This window comes from Kitasatospora sp. NPDC051914 (assembly GCF_040680995.1).
Taxonomy (GTDB): Bacteria; Actinomycetota; Actinomycetes; order Streptomycetales; family Streptomycetaceae; genus Kitasatospora.
Window position 1 is genome coordinate 52,707 of the sequence record NZ_JBFAXX010000020.1, and the last position, 15,162, is coordinate 67,868.

17 protein-coding genes are annotated in these 15,162 nt (G+C 73.7%); 10 read left to right on the plus strand and 7 right to left on the minus strand.

Annotated elements, in window-relative coordinates; genetic code table 11:
* Positions 1-213: 213 nt before the first annotated feature.
* The 4 genes from AB0M03_RS15340 to AB0M03_RS15355 all read left to right on the plus strand — a co-directional run bounded on the left by AB0M03_RS15340 (position 214) and on the right by AB0M03_RS15355 (position 3,555).
* Positions 214-1,356 (plus strand): DUF5685 family protein, encoded by a 1,143-nt coding sequence (locus tag AB0M03_RS15340; protein WP_363491961.1) that lies wholly within the window; start codon positions 214-216, stop codon positions 1,354-1,356.
* Positions 1,346-1,732, plus strand: a complete 387-nt coding sequence (locus AB0M03_RS15345) for a contact-dependent growth inhibition system immunity protein (RefSeq protein ID WP_363491962.1) — start codon at positions 1,346-1,348, stop codon at positions 1,730-1,732. Before AB0M03_RS15340 ends, AB0M03_RS15345 begins: the two co-directional genes overlap by 11 nt.
* A 21-nt stretch (positions 1,733-1,753) precedes the next feature.
* Positions 1,754-2,575: a HEAT repeat domain-containing protein gene (locus AB0M03_RS15350; protein WP_363491963.1), complete on the plus strand. Its 822-nt coding sequence runs from the start codon at positions 1,754-1,756 to the stop codon at positions 2,573-2,575.
* 185 nt (positions 2,576-2,760) lie between these two features.
* Positions 2,761-3,555, plus strand: a complete 795-nt coding sequence (locus tag AB0M03_RS15355) for a metal-dependent hydrolase (RefSeq protein WP_363491964.1) — start codon at positions 2,761-2,763, stop codon at positions 3,553-3,555.
* A gap of 37 nt (positions 3,556-3,592) precedes the next feature.
* Here AB0M03_RS15355 and AB0M03_RS15360 read toward each other — a convergent pair whose 3' ends face one another.
* Complete coding sequence (locus AB0M03_RS15360; RefSeq protein ID WP_363491965.1) at positions 3,593-4,111, minus strand: metallophosphoesterase; 519 nt, start codon at positions 4,109-4,111, stop codon at positions 3,593-3,595.
* A 115-nt stretch (positions 4,112-4,226) separates the two neighbouring features.
* On the opposite strand from AB0M03_RS15360, the gene AB0M03_RS15365 reads away from it, so the two are divergent.
* The gene (locus AB0M03_RS15365; protein WP_363491966.1) at positions 4,227-4,595 is read left to right on the plus strand and encodes a MauE/DoxX family redox-associated membrane protein; all 369 of its coding nucleotides are present in this window, start codon (positions 4,227-4,229) and stop codon (positions 4,593-4,595) included.
* Positions 4,596-4,640: 45 nt separating this feature from the next.
* Here the strand turns inward: AB0M03_RS15365 and AB0M03_RS15370 are convergent, their stop codons facing one another.
* On the minus strand, positions 4,641-5,114 hold the full coding sequence (locus AB0M03_RS15370) for a universal stress protein (RefSeq protein WP_363492034.1): 474 nt from the start codon (positions 5,112-5,114) through the stop codon (positions 4,641-4,643).
* 107 nt (positions 5,115-5,221) lie between these two features.
* Positions 5,222-5,581 carry an STAS domain-containing protein gene (locus tag AB0M03_RS15375; protein ID WP_363491967.1) on the minus strand — a complete coding sequence of 120 codons (360 nt, stop codon included), beginning with the start codon at positions 5,579-5,581 and terminating at the stop codon, positions 5,222-5,224.
* A gap of 103 nt (positions 5,582-5,684) precedes the next feature.
* Here AB0M03_RS15375 and AB0M03_RS15380 point away from each other — a divergent pair, with 103 nt between their 5' ends.
* Positions 5,685-6,251 carry an XRE family transcriptional regulator gene (locus AB0M03_RS15380; protein WP_363491968.1) on the plus strand — a complete coding sequence of 189 codons (567 nt, stop codon included), beginning with the start codon at positions 5,685-5,687 and terminating at the stop codon, positions 6,249-6,251.
* A 164-nt stretch (positions 6,252-6,415) separates the two neighbouring features.
* Positions 6,416-6,889, plus strand: coding sequence for a GNAT family N-acetyltransferase (locus tag AB0M03_RS15385; protein WP_363492035.1), 474 nt, complete (start codon positions 6,416-6,418; stop codon positions 6,887-6,889).
* Between the two features lie 91 nt (positions 6,890-6,980).
* Here AB0M03_RS15385 and AB0M03_RS15390 read toward each other — a convergent pair whose 3' ends face one another.
* The 3 genes from AB0M03_RS15390 to AB0M03_RS15400 all read right to left on the minus strand — a co-directional run bounded on the left by AB0M03_RS15390 (position 6,981) and on the right by AB0M03_RS15400 (position 10,250).
* The gene (locus tag AB0M03_RS15390; protein WP_363492036.1) at positions 6,981-8,249 is read right to left on the minus strand and encodes a sugar ABC transporter permease; all 1,269 of its coding nucleotides are present in this window, start codon (positions 8,247-8,249) and stop codon (positions 6,981-6,983) included.
* A 74-nt stretch (positions 8,250-8,323) separates the two neighbouring features.
* Positions 8,324-9,112, minus strand: a complete 789-nt coding sequence (locus AB0M03_RS15395) for an ATP-binding cassette domain-containing protein (protein WP_363491969.1) — start codon at positions 9,110-9,112, stop codon at positions 8,324-8,326.
* Between the two features lie 34 nt (positions 9,113-9,146).
* Entirely contained in the window at positions 9,147-10,250 is a 1,104-nt protein-coding gene (locus tag AB0M03_RS15400) for a substrate-binding domain-containing protein (protein ID WP_363491970.1), read from the minus strand.
* A 266-nt stretch (positions 10,251-10,516) separates the two neighbouring features.
* Between AB0M03_RS15400 and AB0M03_RS15405 the strand changes: the two genes are divergently transcribed.
* Entirely contained in the window at positions 10,517-11,569 is a 1,053-nt protein-coding gene (locus tag AB0M03_RS15405; protein ID WP_363491971.1) for a GntR family transcriptional regulator, read from the plus strand.
* A 41-nt stretch (positions 11,570-11,610) separates the two neighbouring features.
* Here the strand turns inward: AB0M03_RS15405 and AB0M03_RS15410 are convergent, their stop codons facing one another.
* Complete coding sequence (locus AB0M03_RS15410) at positions 11,611-12,240, minus strand: class I SAM-dependent methyltransferase (RefSeq protein ID WP_363491972.1); 630 nt, start codon at positions 12,238-12,240, stop codon at positions 11,611-11,613.
* A 379-nt stretch (positions 12,241-12,619) separates the two neighbouring features.
* Between AB0M03_RS15410 and efeO the strand changes: the two genes are divergently transcribed.
* A complete protein-coding gene (efeO, locus tag AB0M03_RS15415) occupies positions 12,620-13,756 on the plus strand; it encodes an iron uptake system protein EfeO (protein ID WP_363491973.1) in 1,137 nt (378 codons plus the stop codon).
* An 85-nt stretch (positions 13,757-13,841) separates the two neighbouring features.
* A complete protein-coding gene (gene efeB / locus AB0M03_RS15420; RefSeq protein ID WP_363491974.1) occupies positions 13,842-15,134 on the plus strand; it encodes an iron uptake transporter deferrochelatase/peroxidase subunit in 1,293 nt (430 codons plus the stop codon).
* Positions 15,135-15,162: the final 28 nt, after the last annotated feature.

Sequence of the window (15,162 nt, forward strand, 5' to 3'; positions counted from 1 at the left end):
CCCGCCGGGCCGACCGCCCCTGCGGTGCCCCCTCGACCGTCTCCCGGACGGTCCGCCTCGGCAAGCCGGAGCCGGGCGGGGCTGTGGGGGTGTCCGGGGCGACCCCACAGGGCTCGTCTGACAATTCCCGCCCAGCGCGAATTGTCAGACAAGCCCTAGGATGACGGCCGTTCACCCGCGGTGTTGCAAGGCCGCGGACGGGGAGGGGGAACGGTGTTCGGAATCATCAGGCCGTGCCGGCACAGCCTGTCGGAGGCACTGCACAACTCGTGGACGGCGCACCTGTGCGGGCTGTGCCTGGCACTGCGCGACGACCACGGGCAGCTGGCCAGGACGGCCACCAACTACGACGGCCTGGTGATATCCGTCCTGGTCGAGGCGCAGGCCCCGCGGGTGGCCGACGGGCGGCGGACGGCGGGCCCCTGCCCGCTGCGCGGGATGCGTACCGCCGAGGTCGCCCGCGGCGAGGGTGCGCGGCTCGCCGCCGCGGTGTCGCTGGCGCTGGCCTCGGTCAAGGTCCGCGACCACGTGCTGGACGCGGACGGGGTGTTCGCGCGGCGGCCGGTCGCCGCCGGGGCCCGCGCGGTGGCCCGGCGCTGGGACAGGCAGAGCGCGGGCGGTGGTGCGGGTCTGGGCTTCGACACCGCGGTGCTGCTGGACGCGGCCGGCCGGCAGACGGAGCTGGAGCGGGCGGCCGGGCCCGGCTCCTCGGTGCTGCTGGTGACCGAGCCGACCGAGACGGCGACGGCGGCGGCGTTCGCGCACACCGCCGTGCTCGCCGGCCGACCGGGCAATGCGGCGGCACTGGCCGAGGCCGGGCGGCTGTTCGGGCGCCTCGCGCACCTGCTGGACGCCGCCGAGGACGAGCAGGCGGACGCGGCGGCCGGCCTGTGGAACCCGCTGACCGCCACCGGCACCGGCCGGGCCGAGGTCGAGCGGCTGTGCCGGGACGCGGTGCACGGCATCCGGCTGGCGCTGAAGGACGTCGAGTTCGCCGAGCGGGCGCTGGTGCACCGGCTGCTCGCCCACGAGACCGGGCTGGCCGTCGACCGGGTCTTCGGCCACGGCGCGGGCTGCTCGGTCACCGCACACGCCCCGCACCCGGGCGGCCCGCTGATCGGCGAGCCGCCGACGCCCCTCCCCCCGAAGAAGCCGCGCCGCTCCGGCCTCGCGGGCTGCGCGGTGTGGGCCACGATGGCCTGCACCTGCCAGCTGATGTGCTGCGAGCACGAGGACCCGTGGAGCCGGGAGAAGAAGGACGGCTGGTGCCAGCGGAACTGCGACTGCAATTGCGACTGCGACTGCTGCGACTCGTGCGACGGCTGTGACTGCTGCGACTGCGGCTGTGACTGCTGAGCACGCTGGAGGGGCGCCGGATCTCGGCCGTTCCCTGGACGACCTCGAGGGCGCCTGGCCCTCCCCGGGGCCGGACACCACGCGCCTGGTCGCCACCGCGCACGCCCTGCACCGGCTGCCGCTGCATGACCTGGGAACCGAGGGGCTGCGGCTGCTGATCGGCCAGAACGTCGGCCTGCCCTTCCTGGTGCCGGTGGCACTGGACCTGCTGGAGGCGGACCCGGCAGCCGAGGGCGATCTCGGCCCCGGCGACCTCCTGGCGGCACTGGCCGGGCGCCCCGCGGAGTTCTGGGCGGCCCGGCCCGAACTCGCGGCCCGGCTGGCGACCGTCTCGGCCACCGCCCGGCGGGCCACCGGCCCGGACGGTCTGTCATGACCGGCCGTTAGTCTGACTGCCGTGCCGATCTTCGTCCATCTCACCTCGGCGGCCCGTGCGCCGCGGATCAGGCGTACGGGCATCCGGGCCACCGGCCGCGGGTCGCGCGGCGTGCACTGCTTCCCGGTGCTGCCCTCGTACACGCTCACCCATCAGTGGCTGCGCGAGCTGGCCCGCTTCGGCACCCGGGGCGGGCTGGTCGCGGTGCACTTCCGGCTGGCGGACGCCGAGCCGGTGACGGTCCGGCACTTCGGGCAGACCGGCGAGGAGGTGACGGCGGCCGAGGCCGCCGGCCGGCTGGCGGCGATGGACGACCCGCGCGGCTGGGAGGTGTTCCTGCCGCGGTCGGTGTCCGCCGCGGAGATCCACCGCGTCCGGACGGCCCCGCAGGTGACCGGCTGGCGGTACTTCCCCGGTTCGCACGGCCGGCGGCCCTGCCAGTGCGACGGCTGCCGGGTCCGCGGCGAGTACGGCGGCCGGCGGCTGCGCGAACGCCTGCCGCACCCGCTGGACGGCCCGCCGGCCCCGACCCGGGTGCTGCTCGCCCGGCTGGAGGCCGCCGGCGAGGCGGGCGATCCGGCCGTGCTGCTCGACCTGCTGCACTGGTTCGGCCTGCGGCGGCGCCGCAAGGGGCCGGTGCAGCAGCTGGCGGTGCTCGCCGATCACCCCGACCCCGGGGTGCGGGCGGAGCTCGCCCACACCGTCTGGAACTGGTCCACTCCCGGCACCGTCGAGCTGCTGGAGCGGCTGGCCGCCGACCCGGTCGGCGTGGTCGAGGAGGCCGGGCGGGACGCCCTGGAGTGGCGCGCGGAGGCCCTGGAGCGGCGCGCCGGGGCCCGCTGATCCACGGCGGCCGTCCGTCGGGAGCGGTCGTCCGAGTACGGAGCTCCGGGCCCGACCGACTGCCCCCTCGGGGCCGGTGACCGGCAGTCAGGGGCCCCGGCAGGGCCTTTGACCGGCTCGGCTATGCTGCGCCCCTACCGGGGCGCGCAACGGCGCCCGTACCGTGCGATGGGGTGGGAAACACCATGATGGGACCGGCACACGCGCTCTCCGGCGCGGCGGCCTGGCTGGCCGCAGGAGCGGCCGCGTACACGCTGGACCGGCCCATGCCCTGGCCCGTCCTGCTGGCGGGTGCACTGATATCGGCGGGCGCCGCGCTCGCGCCCGACCTCGACCACAAGGCGGCGACCGTCTCCCGCGCGTTCGGCCCGCTCTCGCGCGGCCTGTGCGAGGTCATCGACAAGATCGGCGCCGCGACCTACAAGGCGACCCGCGGCAAGGGCGACCCGCGTCGCAACGGCGGTCACCGCACGCTGACCCACACCTGGCTCTGGGCGGCGCTGTCGGGCGTGGTGGCCTCGCTGTTCTCCGCGTACGGCGAGCGCTGGGGCGTCCTGGTGGTGCTGTTCATCCACATGGTGCTGGCGGTGGAGGGCCTGCTGTGGCGGCAGGCCCGGATGTCCAGCGACATCCTGGTGTGGCTGCTCGGCGCGACCAGCGCCTGGACGCTGGCGAGCGTCCTCGACAAGCCGGGCAACGGCGCGAACTGGCTGTTCGACCAGCCCGGCCAGGACTACCTGTGGATCGGCCTGCCGGTCGCGCTCGGCGCGCTGGTGCACTGCCTGGGCGATGCGCTGACGGTCTCCGGCTGCCCGGTGCTGTGGCCGATCCCGATCGGCCGCAAGCGCTGGTACCCGATCGGCCCGCCGAAGGCGATGCGCTTCCGGGCCGGCAGTTGGGTGGAGATCAAGGTGCTGATGCCGGTCTTCATGGGGCTCGGCGCGATCGGCGCGGTGGCCGCACTGGGCTTCGTCGGCTGACAGCCGCGGGGAGCAGGGCGACGACGGCGGGCGGGGTTCAACCGCCCGCCGTCGTGCTGCGCGGCGGCAGCCGGTGCAGCACCACGTCGACGAGCCGGCCCGCCTCGATCCGGGCGGTCATGTAGGTGCAGTGCGGCTGGCGCCGCCGGTCGGTCGGCGATCCGGGATTGAGCAGCCGCATGCCGCCCGCGGTGGTGGTGTCCCAGGGGATGTGGCTGTGCCCGAACACCAGGACGTCCAGGCCCGGGTGCGCGGCGGCGCAGCGTTCCTCCCGCCCGCGGGCCGGGCCGGTCTCGTGGACGACACCGAGTACCAGGCCGTCGAGTTCGGCGCGGGCGGTCTCGGGGAGGCGGGCGCGGAGGTCGGGGCCGTCGTTGTTGCCGTGGACGGCGATCAGGCGGCGGGCGCGGCTCTCGAAGAGGTCGAGGGCGGCGGTGTCCGTCCAGTCGCCGGCGTGCACCACGGCGTCGGCGGCGGCGATCCGGTCCAGCAGTTCGCCGGGGAGGGTACGGGCGCGGGTGGGGACGTGGGTGTCGGACACCAGGAGGAGCTCCACAGCGGCAGTGTGCCAGGGCGGTCGCCCGGTCGGGGCGGGGCGCGCCTTCCCAGCGGCACCCGGCGGACACTACTGTCGGGTAACAACTGCCGTCCCGCCGCCCGGAGGTCCCGCGATGCCCGTCCGTTCCCCGTCCGCCCGCGCCCTGGGCGGTCTGCTGGTCGGCGCCGGAGTGGCGCACTTCGCCGCGCCGCGGCAGTTCGACGCGATCGTGCCGCGTTCCCTGCCGGGCTCGCCGCGGGCCTGGACGTACGCCAGCGGGGTGGCCGAACTCGCGGTCGGCGCAGCCGTCCTGGCACCGCGCACCAGAGCCGCGGGGGCGCTCGCCGCGGCCGGGCTGTTCGCCGCGGTCTTCCCGGCCAACGTCAAGATGGCGTACGACTGGCGGCACCGCCCCTCCCCGTGGCGCGAGATCGCCGCCGCCCGCCTGCCCCTGCAGGTGCCCCTGGTCCTCTGGGCCCTCAAGGTCCGCCGCACCGCCTGAACCGGCCCGGCCGCGGCGGCCCGGACGTCCGGTCCACCGCAGGCGTCAGGGCACCACGGTGACCGGCCAGCGGCCGGCCTTTACCAGGCGGACGGCGACGGAGCCGATGATCCGGTGCCCGGCGCTCTCGGAGGCGCCGACGACCACGGCGTCGGCCTTGAGTTCGTCGGCGGCGCGCACCAGCCCGCTGTAGGGGTCGCCGGGGAAGGTGAGGAACTGCCAGCGCATCTCGTAGATGCCGCGGAGCCGTTCGACGCCGGAGCGGATCTCGGCGAGCAGCTCGTCGGCTACGGCGCCGGTGGTCTCGGCGACCGGCAGGCCGAAAGCGGCGGCCGCCCCCAGCACGGGCTGCACGAAGACGACGGCGAGCAGCGCGTTCTGCCGCCGGGCGAGCCCGGCCGCGTAGGCGACCGCCCGCCAGGAGGCCTCCGAGCCGTCCGCCCCCGCGACGATCACCTTGGGCCCGTCCGTACCGCGCTCGAACCCCGAGGCCGCTGCGGGGAGCGGTTCCGCCGACATGTCGTCACTCACGGAACGAGCCTATCCCCGGCACCCGGGCGCCTCCCGGGGGGTCGGTGCCCACCCACCGGTCGGTGCCCACCGACCGGTCAGTGCTCGCCGACCGGTCAGTGCTCGCCGGCGGCGAGCGCCTCGGCGACCGTGCCGTAGACCCTGAGCACCTCGTCGGCCCCGGCGATCTCCAGCAGGCCGGTGACGGCGGGGCCCGGGTCGGCGAGGACCAGGGCGCCGCCCGCCGTCTCGACGACGCTGCGGGCACCGAAGATCAGGTCGAGGCCGGCCGAGTCGCAGAAGGTGAGCCCGCCGCAGTCGACGACGAGCAGACCGGGCGACGCCGCGACGGCCTGCTCCAGGGCCTCGCGCATGGGCACCTCGCCGTCCCGGTCCAGTTCTCCCTGGGGTCGGACGACCACGCCGTGCGCCGAACGCTGCACCGAGACGGTCAACTGCCCGTTGTCCGGTTCCATCGCTCGCTCCTCGTACCGGCCCCCACGCCCCTCCACGATAGGTCGGCCCCGGCTGTCCGGCCGACCTGGAGAACCCTCCCGAATCTGGGATACAGTCCCGGATATGAGATCCGAGGACCCGCTGGACCTTCGGCTGGCCGCCCGCCTCGCCGAGCTGCGCACCGCCGAAGGCTGGTCACTGGACGAGCTCGCGCTGCGCGCGGACGTCAGCCGCTCGACGCTCTCCCGGCTGGAGCGCGCGGAGATCAGCCCGACCGCGGCCCTGCTCGGCCGGCTCTGCCGCGCCTACGGCCGCACGATGTCCCAGCTGCTCGCCGAGGTCGAGGAGAACGGCAGCGGCCTGGTGCGCGCCGCCGACCAGCCGGTCTGGACGGACCCGGCCTCCGGCTTCGTCCGGCGCTCGGTCTCGCCGCCGCTGGCCGGCCTGCGCGGCGAACTGCTCGAGGGCACCCTTCCGGCCGGGGCCGCGATCGACTACGACGGCCCGTCGGTGCCCGGCCTGGAGCAGCACCTGTGGCTGCTCTCCGGGCTGCTGGAGCTCACCGTCCAGGAGCGGACGCACCGGCTGACCCCCGGCGACTGCCTGCGCTTCCGGCTGTGGGGCCGCTCCGCCTTCCACTGCCCGGGCCCGGAGCCGGCCCGCTACGTCCTCGCCCTCGTCATGCCCTGACGGCCGCACCGCCCGCACAACACCGCCCGCACATCGCCTGCCCGCCCGTCACTGCCCGCGCGGCAGACCGACAGCCCAGCCCCGAAGGGACGCCCGTGTCCACCGCCGAACTCCCCACCCCCGAACTCCTCACCGCCGAGCGTCTGCAGGCCGCCGCCCCGGGCCTGGCCGAGCTGCTGGTCGACGCCGTCCGCGGCGGCGCCTCGGTCGGCTTCCCCGCCCGGCTGACCACCGTCGAGGCCGCCGACTGGTGGCGCTCCCGGGCGGCGGCCGTCGCGGCGGGCAGCCTGCTGGTGTGGGCGGCCGGCCCGTCCGACCGGCCCACCGGGACGGTCAGCCTCGCCCTGGCGCAGTACCCGAACGGCGCGCACCGCGCCGAGATCGGCAAGCTGCTGGTGCACAGCGGCGCCCGCGGCCGGGGCCTGGGCGGCGCACTGCTGACCCTCGCCGAGCGGGCCGCCGCCGACCGCGGCCGTACCCTCCTGCTGCTGGACACCGAGACCGGAAGCCCCGCCGAGCGGCTCTACCGCAGGGCGGGCTGGACTGCCCTGGGCGCCGTCCCCGACTACGCCGCCGACCCGGCGGGCACGCTCCGCCCGAGCACCTTCTTCTACAAGCACCTGGCCGCCACCGCCTGAGACGGCCGGGGCCGCGCGCATGCGGACGACCCCTCCCCGCACGCGTCCGCCGGTGGACGCGGTGGGGAGAGGCCGTACCGGCCGTCCGGGGTCAGGCCCGGCCGGCCGCCTTCTGGGTGCGGCGCGACAGCGAGTCGATGATCGCTGCCGCCAGCAGGACCGCACCGGTGATCATGAACTGGATGGCGTTGCTGAGGCCCATGATGTTCATGCCGGACTGGATCGAGCCGATCACCAGCGCACCGAGCAGTGCCGACCAGGTCGATCCGCGGCCGCCGAAGAGGCTGGTGCCGCCGATGACCGCCGCGGCGATGGCGTTCATCAGCAGGTTGCCGCCGCCGGAGGTCTGGCTCGCCGACTGGATCTGTGCGGCCAGGAACAGACCGCCGACCGCCGCCATCGCCGAGGCGATGGCGAACACCGAGATCCTGATCCAGGCCACGTTGATACCGGCCCGGCGGGCGCCCTCGATGTTGCCGCCGAGGGCGAAGATCTGACGGCCGTAGGTGGTGCGGCGGAGCACGAAGTCCAGCACCACGATGAAGACCAGGAAGATCAGCAGGGCCAGCGGCAGGCCCTTGTACTGGTTGAGCGTGTACGCCGCGAGGAAGGCGACGATCGCCAGCACCGCGGTCCGCAGCGCGATGTCGGCCATCGGCCTGGAGGGCACCCCGGCGGCCTGTCTGCGCCGTGCGTCCACCAGTGAGGCGCCGAGGAAGAGCAGTACGCCGACCGCCGCCAGCCCGTAGGCGGCGATCTGCTGGCTGTAGATGGTGCTGTAGAGCCGGGAGACGATGTCGTTGCCGGAGAGGTTGACGGTGCCGGTGGCGCCGAGGATCTGCAGCATCAGGCCGTTCCAGCCGAGGTTGCCGGCGAGGGTGACCACGAAGGCGGGCACGCCGACCTTGGCGAAGAAGAAGCCCTGGATGAAGCCGACCACCGCACCGCCGGCGACCGCGACGAACATCGCCACCCAGGCGTTGACGCCGTTGGTGACGTTGAGCACCGCGTAGATCGCCGCGCACAGGCCGCTGACCGAGGCGACCGACAGGTCGATCTCGCCCAGCAGCAGCACGAACACGACGCCGATGGCGATCATGCCGGTGCCGACGATCTGCTGCGAGAGGTTGGAGAGGTTCTGGGCGGAGAGGAAGGTCGAGTCCAGGCTGCCGAAAACCGCCCAGATGATGATCAGGGCGAGGACGACCGGCAGTGAGCCGAGTTCGCCGCTGGCGATCCGGCGCTTGAACTCGTCGAGGTAGCCGTGCAGACCCTCCTGTCGGACGATCAGGCGGGGGTCGACGGCGGGGGTGGCGTCGGCGGCGACCGGGACGGGGGCGTTGACGCCGCCCTTGGGCATGCTGTCCTCGGGCAGCGGTTGGCGTTCGTACGGCTGCTGGTCGCCGCCGCCGGTGCCGCCGGTGTTGTCGCTGCTCACTGCTGGCCCTCCTGCCCTCGGGCCTTGCGGCGGGTGACGGCGTTGTCGGTGGCGCCGGTGATCGCGGAGATGATCTCCTCCTGGTTGGTCGCGCGGCGGTCGAAGATGCCGTTGTTGCGGCCCAGGCGGAGCACCGCGATCCGGTCGGAGACGGCCATGACGTCGGCCATGTTGTGGCTGATGAGGATGACGCCGAGGCCGCGGTCACGCAGGCGCTCGACCAGGTCGAGGACCTGGGCGGTCTGCTCGACGCCCAGGGCGGCGGTGGGCTCGTCCAGGATGACGATCTTCGGGTCGCCGATCAGGGCGCGGGCGATGGCAACGGTCTGCCGCTGGCCGCCGGAGAGCGAGGCGATGGGGATGCGCACGCTCGGGATGCGGATGGAGAGGGTGCTGAGGAGTTCGCGCGAGCGCTTCTCCATGGCGACCTCGTCCAGGATGCCGATGCGGCGGAGCTCGCGGCCGAGGAAGAGGTTGCCCACCACGTCCAGGTTGTCGCAGAGCGCGAGGTCCTGGTAGACGGTGGCGATGCCGAGGTGCTGGGCGTCCTGCGGGCGGTGGACGGTCACCGGCCGTCCCTCCCACTCGAGGACGCCGTCGTCGGGGACGTACACGCCGGCGATCGCCTTGACCAGGGTGGACTTCCCGGCGCCGTTGTCGCCGACCAGGGCGACGACCTCGCCTGCGTGCACTTCGAGCTCGACGTCGGTCAGCGCCTGCACGGCGCCGAAGCGTTTCGAGACGTCGCGCAGTGCCAGGACGGGTGGGCCTGCCACGGACATCAACTCCCTTGTGGGTCGACGGGCACGGGGGCGCGCGTCACTGCAGTCCGGCGTCCTTGCAGGCCTGGGCGTAGTCGGGGGTGCAGATCTGTTGGGTGGTGTAGAGGCCGTCCTTGACGACGGTGTCGTTGATGTTGTCCTTGGTGAGCACGATGGGCGTGATCAGGTTGGACGGGACCTTGTGGCCGCTGCCGCTGGTCGAGGTGGTCGGGACGGCGGAGGCCGAGGGGGCGGCGCCGTTGGCGAAGGCCGCGACGATCGCGGCGGTGGCGTCGGCCTCCGGCTGGTACGGCTTGTAGATCGACATCGTCTGGGTGTTGGCGAGGATGCGCTGGACGGCGTCGAGCTGGGCGTCCTGACCGGTCAGCGGGACGCTGAGGTTGGATGCCTTGAGCGCGGTGGCGATACCGGCGGCCATGCCGTCGTTGGCGGAGTAGACGCCGACCACGTTGGGGGCGCCGATCGCGGTGATGGCTGCGGCGGCTTCCTGGTTGGCGTTGTTCGGGTCCCAGTTGGGGGTGTCGTACTCCTTGCCGATCTTGAGCTTGCCGTCCATGGCGGAGTGCGCACCGGCCTTGAACTGGCCCGCGTTGGGGTCGGTCGGCGAGCCGTTGATCATGATGATCTGGCCGGATCCCGCCTTGTCGCCGACAGCCTTCACCAGGGCCTCGCCCTGGAGCTGGCCGACCTTGTGGTTGTCGAAGGAGACGTAGGCGTCGACCGGGCCCTGGGCGAGGCGGTCGTAGGCGATGACCTTGACGCCGGCGTCGTGGGCCTTCTGGACGGAGGACTGGATGGCCTTGGAGTCGACCGCGTCCAGGACGAGGATCTGGTTGCCCTTGGTGAGGGCGGTGTCGACCTGCGTCTGCTGGAGGGTCGCGTCCTGGTTGGCGTTGTAGTAGTCGATCTGCGCGTTGGGGATCAGTTCCTTGATCCCGGCCTCGAGCAGCGGGCGGTCGAACTGTTCGTAACGGGTGGTCTTGGTCTCCGGAAGGAGCAGACCGACCTTGACCGTGCCGCCGGAGGCGGCGCCGGAAGCAGTACCGCCCGAGGACTGCTTGGCGCTTCCGCAGGAAGCCATGCCCAGGGCGACGGAGGCCGCGGTGGTGGCGACGACGAGATGACGTACGACGAGCTTCACTGGACAGCCTCTCACTCGATCTCACCCCCGGTCTCCGAGTCTGCGAGCGTTTGACCGGCACCGCGACAGCGGCTGGGCCAATGCGCGGTGGAAGATCGCCCGTTCGGCCGCACCCGGCGCGACGGGGACCGCTCCAGGCCCCAATGTCCGGCGCCTGCACGGAAGATTCACCCGCAGCAGACCAATGGTCCAGACCAGTGCCCTATGCTGACGGTGCACAGTCATGGGGTAGCGCTACGGATACGACCAGTGGGGGTCTCCTCGGCATGCCTGGACAACAGACGGAACGCCGTTCGCCGGCGTACCTGGACATCGCGCGCGATCTGGGGGACGAGATCCGGAGGGGGCGGTTCCCGGTGGGGCAGAACCTGCCGTCGGAGCGGCAGCTCGCCACCGAGTACGGAGTGAACCGGCAGACGGTACGGGCCGCACTGCAGCACCTGCGGACGCAGGGCTGCGTCGCCGGGGACCACCTCGGCACCTACGTACTCGCGCCACGGGACGGGCAGGCCGCCCGGCCCTCGCCGGGGCCGGCCCCGGCGCACGCCTTCCCGGGCTCGTTCCTGCGCCCGGCGCGGGCGGCCACCGGCCACGGCCGGCTGCTGCGCCGACAACCCGAGCACTGGGCGGCCGCCGCACTGGAACTGCCCGCAGGGCGGGCCGCCCTGACCTACGACCACCGGCTGCGGGACACCGAGGGGCGGACGCTCCAGTCGGCGCGCTCCTGGTTCGCACCGGTGCTGACCGTCCTGGTGCCGCAGCTCGGACGGGCCGTCTGGGCGCTCGGCGAGGCACCCGCGGAGTCCGGCCAGGACGCCGACCTCGGCGACCTGTACGGCTGGGCGGCCGCGGCCGGGCTGCGGTTACGGGCCGCCGACAGCGTCCAGCTCGCCCGCGGCACCGCCGAGCACGCCGCACCCGACGGGCTGGAGGTCAGGCGCACCATCGCCGACCAGCACGGCCGGCCGCTGATCGGCACCGCCTTCCGGATCGCCGACGAGAGCGCCGAACTCCGGTACGCCGACAGCCAGGCGATCCTGCCCGGCGACCGGCAGCCCCGGTCGGCCGCGGCCGCCCGCCGGATCGCCGAGCCGGACCGCGCCGTACTGAGCTCCTGGGCCTCGCCCAATGCGCCGGACCGCGGGCTCGCCCTGCGCGCCCGGATCGTCCTGGCCTGCGAGCACGCCTCCGCGGAGGATGCCGCCGGGCGGCTCGGGCACTCGGCGGCGCTGGTGGCCGCCTGGCGGGACAGGTTCCGGGCCGGCGGGCTCCAGGCACTGGAGGCCTCGCCGCGCAGGGCCCGGCGCAGGCCGCGCTGAGCGCTGAGCCGGGGCGGGTGGGACGAGACGGGCGGGGCGGGTCAGCGCACGGGCCGGCGCAGCCGGACGAGTGCGTCGACGGCCTCGCCCGTCGTCCCGCGGCCGTCGGGGGCGGCCACGGAGCGGCGCACCTGCTCGGCGCGGACGGTCTCCAGGCCGAGGCCGGCCAGGTCGGCGAGCACGTCGGCCGGGGTGAAGAGGACGCGCGGGTCCTGCGGGCCGCCGACGCCCTCGGTGAGGTTGGCGGTGTCGTGACCGACCACCAGCAGGGTGCCGCCGGGGGCGAGTGCCCCGGCGGCGCTGCGCAGTGCGGTGCGGCGGTCGTCGGCGGGGATCTGGAGGTAGGCGACGAGGACGAGGTCGTGGCCGCCGGGCTCCGGGGTGTGGGTGAGGACGTCGGCGTGCACCCAGTCGATCCGGTCGGCGGTGCCGCCGGGGCGGGTGGCGGCGAGGGCCCGGCCGCGGTGGAGGGCGACGGCGGAGAAGTCGACGGCGGTGGCGTGCCAGCCCCGCTCGGCGAGCCAGATGCTGTTGCGCCCCTCGCCCGCGGCGAGGTCGAGGGCGCGGCCGGGCGGCAGGTCAGCGCACTCGCGGACGACCCAGCGGTTGGGTTCGACACCCCAGAGCTGCTCGGTGACGCGGTAGCGGGCGTCCCATTCCTGACTGTCCATCGGCGATGCCTCCTCGCCTCGAGCGTACGCGGCGGGCGCAGCGGTTCTGCCGTCCGGCGGGCCGGAAGAAGCCGGCCTTCCCGGCCGTCGCCCGGTATGACCTGGGTAACGCCGGGGCGGCCGCGGCGGCGCCGAACACCCGGGTCGACCCGGCTCCGCAGCGGATGCAGGGGCAGACGAACGATCCTTGCCGCGCAGGTCCGGCCCGGGTGCCGGACCGGTCCGCGGGCCGGGCGGGGGCGGCCCGGAGGGGGTGAACTGCCGAGGTCACGGCTGGGATTCGATGCTCCCACCTGACGGTTCGAAAGGTTGTTAGGTTAGGCTTGCTTCCCCTACTGTCTGGGTGCCGGAAATCGACCAGCACCCTCGGAGTACGCCAATGTCTGCCCGCCGCTCTGCAGCGACGCTTCTGACCCTCGCCGTGGCCGGCGCCGCCCTGGCCGGCTGCTCGAAGAAGGAGGAGTCGTCCTCCGCGGACGCCGTCAAGGTCAACGCCTCCGACACCGCCTGCGAGGTCTCCAGGACCAGCTTCCCCGCCGGCACGGTCGAGCTCGCCGTCGAGAACAAGGGCTCCAAGGTCACCGAGGTCTACGTCTACGGCCCCGGCGACAAGATCGTCACCGAGCGCGAGAACATCGGCCCGGGCACCAAGGCGACCGTCCACACCGAGATCAAGGCCGGCGAGTACGAGATCGCCTGCAAGCCGGGCATGACCGGCGACGGCATCCGCCAGAAGATCACCGTCACCGGTGGCGGCGACTCGGCCGCGAAGGCCGCCGACCCGCGTCTGGCCGCCGCGGTCGAGGCGTACCGCAAGTACGCGCAGGAGCAGGCCGACGCCACCATCCCGGTGGTGACCCAGTTCGCCGAGGCCATCAAGGCCGGTGACGCCGAGAAGGCCAAGTCGCTGTTCGCCCCGTCCCGCGTGGGCTGGGAGCGCACCGAGCCGATCGCCGAGAGCTTCGGCGACATCGACCCGAAGACCGACGTCCGCGAGGACGGCCTGGAGGCCGGCCAGACCTGGACGGGCTGGCACCGCCTGGAGAAGTCCCTGTTCGCCGACAACAAGATCGGCGACGAGGAGAAGAAGCTCGCCGACCAGCTGGTGACGGACCTGAAGGACTGGCAGACCCGCGTCCCCAAGGCCGAGATCACCCCGACCTCGATGGCCAACGGCGCCAAGGAGCTGCTGGACGAGGTCGCCACCGGCAAGGTCACCGGCGAGGAGGACCGTTACTCGCACACCGACCTGTCCGACTTCGCGGGCAACGTCGAGGGTGCCGAGAAGGCGTACGAGCTGCTGAAGCCGGTCGTCGCCGAGAAGGACGCCGCCCTCGTCAAGACCCTCGACACCGAGTTCGCCGCCATCAAGGCGCTGCTCGCCAAGTACAAGCAGGGCGAGGTCTACACCTCGTACGACAAGGTCACCGAGCCCGAGCGCAAGGTCTTCTCGGACGCGGTGAACTCCCTGGGCGAGCCGCTGTCGAAGCTGGCCGCCGCGGTCGTCGCCAAGTAAGCCGGGCGACCGCACCAGCGCCCCGCCGCGGCGGCCGACCCGGCCGCCGCGGCTTTCCGCCGAGACAGGACCGATAGGAACAACCGTGGACGCCGAGACCGCCGAACCCACTGCCCCGGACACCGCCGCCGACCACGCCGCACCCACCCGCCGCGCCGTCATCGGCTGGGCGGGCGCCGGTCTCGCCCTCGGCGCGGCCGCCGCGGGTTCGGTCGCCGCCGCGACCATGCACGAGGGTGCGCCCGCCGCCGCCCCCGGCATCGACTCCACCGTCGACATCCCCTTCTACGGCGACCACCAGGCCGGCATCGCCACGCCCGTCCAGGACCGCCTGCACTTCGCCGCCTTCGACGTCGCCACCAAGGACCGCGAGGCCCTGGTGAAGATGCTGAAGGAGTGGACGAAGGCCGCCGCGGCGATGACCGGCGGCCGCGAGGTCGGCACCGGCGCCACCGGCGGCATCCCGGAGGCGCCGCCGGACGACACCGGCGAGGCCCTGGGCCTGCCGGCCTCCCGTCTGACCCTCACCATCGGCTTCGGCCCGACGCTGTTCGAGAAGGACGGCGTGGATCGCTTCGGCATCAAGGCGAAGCGCCCCGATGCCCTGGTCGACCTGCCGAAGTTCCCCGGCGACCGGCTGGACCCGGCGCGCAGCGGCGGCGACATCTGCGTGCAGGCGTGCGCCGACGACCCGCAGGTCGCCGTGCACGCGATCCGCAACCTGGCCCGGATCGGCATGGGCGTGGTCAACGTCCGCTGGTCGCAGCTCGGTTTCGGCAAGACCTCCTCGACCACCCCCGAGGCGCAGACCCCGCGCAACCTCATGGGTTTCAAGGACGGCACGCACAACATCGCCGGCACCGACGCCAAGGCGCTGGCCGAGCACGTCTGGGCGGCCCCCGGCGACGGCCAGGACTGGATGACCGGCGGCTCGTACCTGGTCGCCCGGCGCATCCGGATGACCATCGAGACCTGGGACCGCACCTCGCTGCAGGAGCAGGAGGACGTCTTCGGCCGCTCCAAGCTGGAGGGCGCGCCGGTCGGCAAGCAGAAGGAGCGGGACACCCCGGACCTGTCCGCCATGAAGGACGACGCGCACGTCCGCCTGGCGCACCCGGACAGCAACAACGGGCTGATGATCCTGCGTCGCGGCTTCTCCTTCACCGACGGCACGGACGGCCTCGGCCGCCTCGACGCCGGCCTGTTCTTCCTCGCCTACCAGCGCGACACCCGCAAGGCCTTCGTGCCGCTGCAGTCGAAGCTGGCCGCCAACGACGCGCTGAACGAGTACATCGTGCACGTCGGCTCCGGCCACTTCGCGTGCCCGCCCGGTGTCCGCAAGCCCGGCGAATGGTGGGGCCAGGCCCTGTTCGGCTGAGCCCCTGCCCCGTACCACCTCCACCCCC